The sequence below is a fragment of the Phenylobacterium sp. genome (genome assembly GCF_030654915.1).
Lineage (GTDB): Bacteria > Pseudomonadota > Alphaproteobacteria > Caulobacterales > Caulobacteraceae > Phenylobacterium.
The window spans coordinates 1-8,592 of the sequence record NZ_JAURWM010000366.1; the positions used below are offsets into that span (position 1 = coordinate 1).

The following is an 8,592-nucleotide window of genomic DNA, read 5'->3' on the forward strand; positions in this document are numbered from 1 at the left end:
ACCATGGAGATCCGCGAAGGCCGCGGGGTGGGTCCCAACAAGGACCACATCTTCCTGCACCTAGATCACCTGGATCCGAAGATCCTGCATCAGCGCCTGCCGGGCATTTCGGAAAGCGCCAAGATCTTCGCCGGCGTCGACGTGACCAAGGAGCCGATCCCGGTGCTGCCGACCGTCCACTACAACATGGGCGGCATCCCGACGAACTTCTACTCCGAGGTCGTGACCCGTCTGGGCGATGATCCGGACAAGGTGGTTCCGGGCCTGATGGCCGTGGGCGAAGCCGCCTGCGTCTCGGTTCACGGCGCCAATCGTCTGGGCTCCAACTCGCTGATCGACCTGGTGGTGTTCGGTCGCTCGGCCGCGCTGCGCTGCGCCGACACCATCAAGGCCGGCGCGACCCAGCCCGAACTGAAGCCGGCCATGACCGACGGTCACCTGGCCCGCTTCGACAAGTTCCGGAACGCGTCGGGCGGCACCACGACCGCCTCGCTGCGTCTCGAAATGCAGAAGGCCATGCAGGAAGACGCCGCCGTGTTCCGCACGACCGACAGCCTGGCCTCCGGCGTCGAGCGGCTCGCCGCTGTCCACGCCAAGCGCCCGGACCTCAAGGTCTCCGACCGCGGCCTGATCTGGAACACCGACCTCCTGGAGACCCTGGAGTTCGACAACCTGGTCGGCCAGGCGATCACCACGGTGGCCGGAGCGTTCAACCGCACCGAAAGCCGCGGGGCCCACGCCCACGAGGACTTCCCGGACCGCAACGACGAAACCTGGATGAAGCATACCCTGACCTGGTTCGACGATACGACCGGCAAGGTCGCGATCGATTACCGGCCAGTGCACAGCTACACCCTAACCAACGACATCGCTTACATCCCGCCCAAGGCGCGGGTGTACTAGGACCGATGATGGCTTCCCTCGTTTCCTCGTTTAACGCGTCCTCGCTTAAGGAAAGCGTCTGATGGTCCAGCTCGCTCTGCCCAAGAATTCCCGCGTCCAGAAGGGCAAGCACCACGCCGCGCCCGCCGGGGCCACCAAGGTGAAGACCTTCAAGATCTATCGCTATGATCCCGAAGGGTCCGAGAACCCGCGCTGGGACACCTATGACGTTGACCTCGAGGCCTGCGGCCCGATGGTCTTGGACGTTCTGATCCACATCAAGAACGACATCGACCCGACGCTGGCCTTCCGCCGGTCGTGCCGCGAAGGGGTCTGCGGCTCCTGCGCCATGAATATCGGTGGCCGCAACACCCTGGCCTGCACCCACGGCCACGCCGAGGTGCCCGGCAAGGACTGCCAGATCAGCCCGCTGCCGCACATGCCGGTGATCAAGGATCTGATCCCGGACATGTCGATGTTCTACGCTCAGTACGCCTCGATCGAACCGTGGCTGCACACCACCACGCCCGAGCCGCAGACCGAGTGGCGCCAGACCCCGGAAGACCGGGAAAAGCTGGACGGCCTATATGAGTGCATCCTGTGCGCCTGCTGCTCGACCTCGTGCCCCAGCTACTGGTGGAACGGCGACAAGTACCTGGGCCCGGCGGCTCTGTTGCACGCCTATCGCTGGCTTATCGACAGCCGTGACGAGGCCACTGGCGACCGCCTGGACGAGCTGGAGGACCCCTTCAAGCTCTATCGCTGCCACACGATCATGAATTGTGCTCAGGTGTGCCCCAAGGGCCTGAATCCGGCCAAAGCCATTGGTGAGATCAAGAAGATGCTGGTGGACCGGGTCGTCTGATCGCGGTCTGCTGGCGCCTGATCTAATCCGAACGGCGTTTGGAAAGTTGACGGCGCCGTCACTTTTCTGCATGGGGCTTCTATGAGCCAATCGGACGCGCATATTGTGATCCTCGGAGCGGGCCACGCCGGCGGCACGGCTGCGGCCTTGCTTCGCCAGTATGGCCATGCGGGCCCCATCACCCTGGTGGGCGAGGAGCCGATCCCGCCCTACCAGCGGCCGCCGCTCTCCAAAGCCTGGCTGAAGGGCGAGGCCGACGCCGATTCCCTGGCGCTCAAGCCGCTCGAGTTCTACGCCGAGCACAACATCGACTTCCGACCCAATGTCCGCGCCGAGACGCTGGCTCGGTCGGATAAGAGCGTGACGCTCTCGAACGGCGACACCCTCAACTACGACATACTGATCATCGCCACCGGCATGCGGCCGATCCGGCTGCCGATCGAGGGCGCCGATCTGGGCGGCGTGCTCACCCTGCGCACCGCCGCCGACGCCGAGGCGATCAAGGCGGCGCTGGGTCCGGGCAAGCGGCTGGTGATCGTCGGCGGCGGCTATATCGGCCTGGAGGTCGCGGCCTCTGCCCGGGCGCTCGGCGCCGAAGCGGTCGTGCTGGAGCGTGAGGCGCGTATCCTCGCCCGCAGCGCCTGCGAGCCGCTCTCCAGTTTCTTCCGCGACTATCACATCTCGCGCGGTGTCGAATTCGTCCTGGGCGCCAGCGTCAGCGGCTTCATCGGCGAAGGCGGCCAGGTCAGCGGCGTGCGGCTGGCCGACGGGCGGGTCGTGGCCTGCGACGTCGTGCTGCTGGGCGTCGGCGCCACCCCCAACGACGAGATCGCTCGTGACGCCGGCCTCGAATGCGCCCGCGGCATCGTGGTGAATCTAGAAGCTCGTACCGCCGATCCCAGCGTCTTCGCGATCGGCGACGTCACCCACCGCCCCATGCCCCACTATGATCGCATGTTCGGCCCCGAGAGCGTGCCGAGCGCGCTGGAGCAGGCCAAGCAGGCCGCCTCGGCGATCACCGGCCGTGCGGCGCCCGCGCCCGAGGTGCCGTGGAACTGGTCCGATCAATACGATCTGAAGCTTCAGATCGCCGGTCTACCGTTTGACGCCGACCGAGTTCTCCTGCGCGGCGACCCCGCCACCGCCAAGTTTGCAGTCTTTCACCTGAAGGGCGATCAGGTCCAAGCCGTGGAGGCGATCAACTCGCCCCCGGAGTTTATGATGGGCAAACAGCTCATCGCCAACCGTAAGCCGGTCAATCTCGAGCGGCTTGCTGACACGTCCATATCCATGAAAGAGGTCGCTGCATAAAAGCGGCGAAGGGGAGTAAATGGCCAAGATCACCTACATCGAGCACGACGGCACTGAACACGTCATCGACGTGAAGAACGGCCTGACGGTGATGGAAGGCGCGGTGAAGAACAACGTCCCGGGCATCGACGCCGACTGTGGCGGAGCCTGCGCCTGCGCGACCTGCCACGTCTATGTGGACGCCGCCTGGCAGGACAAGACCGGTTCGACGACGGCCATGGAGGATTCCATGCTCGACTTCGCCGAGAACGTCGAGCCGAACAGCCGCCTGTCCTGCCAGATAAAGGTCAGCGATGCGCTCGACGGTCTCGTCGTGCGGATGCCGGAAAGCCAGCACTAGTCAGGCCTCTGTTCCCTGTCTTGCGACAGGGGCGAGTGTTAAAGCCCGGCCCGGCGTCGCCTATGCGCGCCGGGTCGGACCCATTTTCGGCAACGTAAAACGCCCGCAGGCGCGATGCTGCGGGCGTAATTTCGAAGCAGTTCTAGATGACCTGCCAATGGTGGCGCTGCGCGTCCCGCTAAGCGGCGATCGCCGCACAACGCAGCGAGTCGAGCTGGGCGATCAGATTGCCCATGGCGCTGGACGGCAGGATGTCGTCCTGATCATAGGCTCCGTCTTCCAGCAGAGACGCCAGACGGTCGCGGGCGCGGCTGACGCGGCTCTTGATCGTGCCGATAGCGCAGCCGCAAATCTCGGAGACTTCTTCGTAGGACAGCCCGCCGGCGCCGATCAGGATCAACGCCTCGCGCTGATCTTCGGGCAGCTTGGCGAGGGCGCGGCGCACCTCGTCGAGTTCGAGGCTGGCGATCGGGTTCGACACCGCGACCAAGGTGCGCTCGGCGACTTCCGGATCAAGCTGGGTCGAGCGCCACGAGCGGCGCTTGTCGGAATAGAACTGGTTGCGCAGGATCATGAAGGTCCAGGCCTTCATGTTCGTGCCCGGCTGATAGCTGTTACGGTTGTTCCAAGCCTTCAGAAGCGCGTCCTGGGCCAGATCGTCGGCGGCTGTCGCATCGCGGCAAAGCGAGCGCGCGAAAGCGCGCATTTGCGGGATCAAGCCGGTCAGTTCAGTCTTGAAAGCCTCGTCCGCGAGCGTCTGAATATCCATCGGGCACCTTCATCCAAGCCAGGGCCGTACACGCCCCTCGCGGTACTAAACGCCCCGGTTCCCAAAAGGCTCCGCTTGCGCGCAGTTAAAAGCTCAGCTCCGGATGCCCAGCCGCGCCCTGGGCGGCCTCGGGCAGGTGGCAGGTGAAGGTGGCGCCGGAGCCTGGCTCGCTTTCCAGGGCGACCCAGCCGCCATGCAGCTCGACCAGGGCCTTGACCAGCGCCAGGCCCAGGCCCGGCCCGCCGCGTTCGCGGCCGATGAAGCGGTCGAAGATATGCGCCTGGACGTGGAACGGGATGCCGCGCCCGGTGTCGGTCACCTGCAGCTGAATCTCGCCCAACGCGCGGCGCGCGGCGATGGTGACCAGGCCTCCGGCCGGCGTCTGGCGCACCGCGTTCTCGGTCAGGTGATCCAGCGTCTGGGTCAGACGTTTAATGTCGCCCCGGATCAGGCCGATGTCGCTCGGGTGCTCGATCTTGATGGTGACGCCGGCCGCCTCGGCGTCCTTGGCCCAGCGCTCGGCCGACTTGACCAGCAACTCGGCGACATGGACGTCCTCAAGGTCGAGCGCCATCTCGTCAGCGTCGATCTGGGCCATGTCCAGCACGTCGTCGATGGAGCGAGCGAGCTGCGTGGCGGCGGTGCGTACCGCAGCGGCGTGGCCCCGGCCGCGCTCGGACAGGTTCTCGCCCGAGCGTTCCAGCAGTTCGGAATAGCCGATGATGGTGGTGAGCGGGGTGCGTAGTTCGTAGGAGACGTTGCCCACGAAGTCGCGCTTCAGGCGCTCGGCCTCGGCCAGGGCCGCCGAGCGGTCGGCCAGCGCCCGCTCCAGCTTGCGGGCGTCGGTGACGTCGCCGAACGCGATCAGGGTCGCGCCGTCGGGCAGGGGGCGTGACTGATAGACGACGATGCGGGAGTCGGAGGTCTTCACCTCGCCCGAGATCGGCGCGCGGGCCTGGGGATCGGGATCGGCCACCCGGCCCTTCAGTTCACGCCAAAACCCCATGTCGTGCAGGCGGGGCACGCAGAGGTCGACCACGCCCTCGAAGTCATGGGCCTGTTCGAGCTGGGCGTCGGTGACGTTCCAGAAACGCTGGAAGGCTTCGTTGTGCAGGCGCAGGCGCCCGTCGGAACCGAACACCGCGACCGCGTCGTTCAGTTTGTCGAGCGTGGCCTGCTGCACCTGGATCTGGGCGTTGTACTGGGCCTTCAGGCGCAGCTCGCCGGTGATGTCGGAGAACAACAGCACCACCCCGCCCATCGGGTGGGGCTGGCGGCCGACCTTCAGGGTCCGGCCCTCCGGCAGGCTCCAGAGGTCGTCGGGACCCGATGAGGTTTCTTCGTAGCGGTCGAGCTCTGCGGCCTTCCACTTGGCGTAGTCGACGGTCTCGGGCAGCCGCCGGCGCTGGCGCAAACGGTCGAGGATTTCGCCGTGGGTCGGGCGCTCGGCGAGCCAGGCCGGCTCCAAGTTCCAGAGGTCGGCGAAGGCGGTGTTGTGGAATATCAGCCGCTTGCCCTCGCCAAAGATGGCGACCGCGTCGGCGATGTGGTTGAGGGTCTCGTCGTGGGCCTCGACGTGGCGCTTCAGCCCTTCACGCAGTTCCTCGGTCTCGGTGAGGTCCTCGGTCCAGACCCCGACGCCGCCGCCTTCCAGCGGTTGGGCGGTGACCTGGAAGGCCCGGCGGCGCCCGCCAAAGGTGGTCCAGCGCAGGGTTTCGCGCTGTTGTCCAAGATTAGCCGCTTCGCTGGCAAGACTGTCGGCGCCCTTGTCGAAGGAGGCGCCTTCTCGGATCGCCTCGTCCAAGGTGGCGACGCCCGCGGCCGCCAGCCACGCGGCGTTGACCCAGACCGGGCTGCCGTCCGCCGCGGCGATCCAGGCGGGCGAGCGCCGGGCGTCCAGGAAGGCGGCGAAGCGCGGCGCGGTCGGCAGGCCGGCCTCCTCGCCCATCACCGCCGATAGGCGCAGCCAGGCCAGGGCGCCGGCCGCGCGGCCCTCGACCGCGACCAGACCGCCCGCGCCTTGCACGTCGAAGGCGCAGGCCTCGCCGCGCTCGAACAGCGCGCGCAGGCGCCGTGCATGATCGGGGTCGGCCCGCATCAGGGCTGAAACCACGCCCTGGGGATCGGCGTGGGCCAGGCCCAGCACCTCGGCGCATAACGCCAGGCTTTCCTCGCCGGACGCCAGTTGAGCGTGACCATCGTCCACCGAAAGCAGGGCGGAATCGAAGGCTTCGGCCGAGGCCTGGGATGCTTCGGCGCCGGCTTCCAGTTCGGCGATCTTGGCGCGCAATTCGTCCAGGCGGCCGTCGTTGCGCCGACGTTGGTCCACCAGCCAGGCCATGGCGCACAGGGCGAGCAGCACCGCGCCGGCGATGGCCCCGAGGATAAGTTCTTGCTCGCTCATCAGTGCTCCATCGCCGCCGTTCCGTAAGGGCGGCGAATCATCTCAAGGACCATAGTTTGGTCCGCGCATTTCGGCGATGATCCCCCATGACCGCGATCCTCTATCCGGTGGCCACAGACGCCCGCCTCGCACTGTCTCAGCCGCGTGGCCGTGCGGCCCGCGAACGCGAGGCGCTGGAAATCGCCGGCGATATCGTCGCTTTCGTGACCGAGCCGGTCGGACCTGACTATGCGACACGTGAGGCCGCGCTCGACGCCCACGCGGGGCGGATTGAGGACGACCGCCCCGGGCGCCTGGTCTCGCTGCCGAGCGAGGACCGTATCCTGCGGCTGGTGCAGCAAGTCGCGCCGCGCGGCGGCCGGCTTCGCGCGCCGGCCCCGGTCGCCCCGACCTTCACCGAGGGCCATCGCTGGCCGGCGCATCAGGGCGACCCGGCGGCCACGATCTGGCGGGTGATGATCTCCTATTGGCGGATCGGCGCGGCGCCCACCTTGAAGGTCGGCGGGCCTCAGGCCCGATACGCTCGCAAGCGGGGGCGCGAGCCGGTCGATTCCGACACCCTGCAGGCCTATACGCGCCAACCCCTGCAGCCGGTGAAGCCGCAGCAGCCGCTCGATATCGGGCTTTTCGAGCGGCGCTTGCCCGAAGCGCCCCATATAGTCGTGCCTGATGAGTGACCCCTACGCCGGACGCGCGCCGTCCCTCGACGACCTCGCCGCCCTGGCCGAGGCCGCCTTCGCCGCCCTTCCGGAGGGCTTTCGCAACATGACCGGGGAGGTCGTGTTCCGCGTCGATGACTTCGCCGCCGTCGAGGTGCTGGATGAGCTGGGCATCGAGGATGCGTTCGAACTCACCGGCCTCTATCAGGGCGTGAACCTCGCCGACCGTTCGGTGTTCGACCCTTCGCCCGGACCCTCGCGGGTGTTTCTTTATCGCCGCCCGATCCTGGATGAGTGGGCCGAGCGCGGCGACGTCACCCTGGCCGAACTGGTCAGCCACGTGCTGGTCCACGAGATCGGCCACCATTTTGGCCTGTCTGATCCCGACATCGACGCGATCGAGGCCGCTGCGGACTAGGACCTGGTCTGGTCGCCCCGAGCGGCCTTGCGGGTCGCTGGGACCCCCCGAGGATTCTCGCCTAGCGTCTCGCAGCCGGCCGGGGTCCTGCTGTTCAACCGCTCGAAACACCCAGGTTGACCCTGCCCGAAAGTGACGCCCCCGTCATTTTTCTTGACTGATCGTTGTTCTGTTGAAAGGGTGGCCTCCAGTAGGAAGCAGCGGGTGCATAACCGCGCCCTGTCGAGGAGGACGACCCATGGCCGCCGACGGCAACATCACTAAAGACATCATCTATGAGGCCGTGGCGCCGGACGACTTCGAGTCGATGCTGGACCTTGACCGCTACAACGCCCGCTCGACGGCGTTCGACAAGATCATCTCGGCCACCCACGACCATTTCTGGGATCCGCTCGACAAGAAGTACATCGACTTCGACGAGCCCTTCGACATGGAAAATGAGATGCTCCTCCCTGAGGACATGATCATCTCGTTGTCGACCGACTATGTGTCGAACCACCTGAGCGACTGGAAGACCCGCGTCCGCTTCGCCAACCAATCGGCACTGCGTTCGTTCTCCTCGATCCTGCACGGCGAGCAGGGCGCGCTGAACCTCACGGCCAGCCTCTGCCATGTGCTGCTGGACCAGGGCGCGCAGGACTATGCCGCCAACCAGACCCGCGAAGAAGCCCGTCACGTCACGGCCTTCGCCAAATACATCAAGGCGCGCTGGGGCCGTCCGGCCGAGTGCGGCCCGACCCTGAAGACGTTGCTGATCGACATCATCGGTTCGCCCGAGGTCTATAAGAAGATCATCGGCATGCAGATGCTGGTTGAAGGGCTCGCCATGGGCGCCTTCGCCACCTTCTTCAACAACATCAACGACCCGCTCGGGAAGAAGTTGATGCAGCTCGTCATGACCGACGAGGCTTTCCACCACAAGTTCGGGAAGATCTGGGCCGACC

At 66.4% G+C, this 8,592-nt stretch carries 9 protein-coding genes; 7 read left to right on the forward strand and 2 right to left on the reverse strand.

All coding sequences use genetic code 11. The annotated features are described in order from the left end of the window. From Q7T84_RS18845 to Q7T84_RS18860, 4 genes are all read left to right on the forward strand, one after another. Nucleotides 1–903, forward strand: a 903-nt coding sequence (locus Q7T84_RS18845) for an FAD-binding protein (protein WP_304812022.1), incomplete at its 5' end; no start/stop codon positions are given. Between the two features lie 61 nt (nt 904–964). Further along, entirely contained in the window at nt 965–1,747 is a 783-nt protein-coding gene (locus Q7T84_RS18850) for a succinate dehydrogenase iron-sulfur subunit (RefSeq protein WP_304812025.1), read from the forward strand. 81 nt (nt 1,748–1,828) lie between these two features. After that, nucleotides 1,829–3,058: an NAD(P)/FAD-dependent oxidoreductase gene (locus Q7T84_RS18855; RefSeq protein ID WP_304812028.1), complete on the forward strand. Its 1,230-nt coding sequence runs from the start codon at nt 1,829–1,831 to the stop codon at nt 3,056–3,058. A 19-nt stretch (nt 3,059–3,077) separates the two neighbouring features. Further along, on the forward strand, nt 3,078–3,398 hold the full coding sequence (locus tag Q7T84_RS18860) for a 2Fe-2S iron-sulfur cluster-binding protein (protein WP_304812029.1): 321 nt from the start codon (nt 3,078–3,080) through the stop codon (nt 3,396–3,398). A 178-nt stretch (nt 3,399–3,576) separates the two neighbouring features. Here the strand turns inward: Q7T84_RS18860 and Q7T84_RS18865 are convergent, their stop codons facing one another. Continuing rightward, complete coding sequence (locus Q7T84_RS18865) at nt 3,577–4,167, reverse strand: sigma-70 family RNA polymerase sigma factor (protein WP_304812031.1); 591 nt, start codon at nt 4,165–4,167, stop codon at nt 3,577–3,579. An 85-nt stretch (nt 4,168–4,252) separates the two neighbouring features. After that, a complete protein-coding gene (locus tag Q7T84_RS18870; RefSeq protein ID WP_304812035.1) occupies nt 4,253–6,571 on the reverse strand; it encodes an ATP-binding protein in 2,319 nt (772 codons plus the stop codon). A gap of 86 nt (nt 6,572–6,657) precedes the next feature. Between Q7T84_RS18870 and Q7T84_RS18875 the strand changes: the two genes are divergently transcribed. The 3 genes from Q7T84_RS18875 to Q7T84_RS18885 all read left to right on the forward strand — a co-directional run. Then, nucleotides 6,658–7,248 carry a hypothetical protein gene (locus Q7T84_RS18875; RefSeq protein ID WP_304812037.1) on the forward strand — a complete coding sequence of 197 codons (591 nt, stop codon included), beginning with the start codon at nt 6,658–6,660 and terminating at the stop codon, nt 7,246–7,248. After that, on the forward strand, nt 7,241–7,648 hold the full coding sequence (locus Q7T84_RS18880; RefSeq protein ID WP_304812039.1) for a metallopeptidase family protein: 408 nt from the start codon (nt 7,241–7,243) through the stop codon (nt 7,646–7,648). Before Q7T84_RS18875 ends, Q7T84_RS18880 begins: the two co-directional genes overlap by 8 nt. 238 nt (nt 7,649–7,886) lie before the next feature. Continuing rightward, nucleotides 7,887–8,592 (forward strand): ferritin-like domain-containing protein (locus Q7T84_RS18885; RefSeq protein WP_304812042.1); only part of this gene is annotated, 706 nt, incomplete at its 3' end.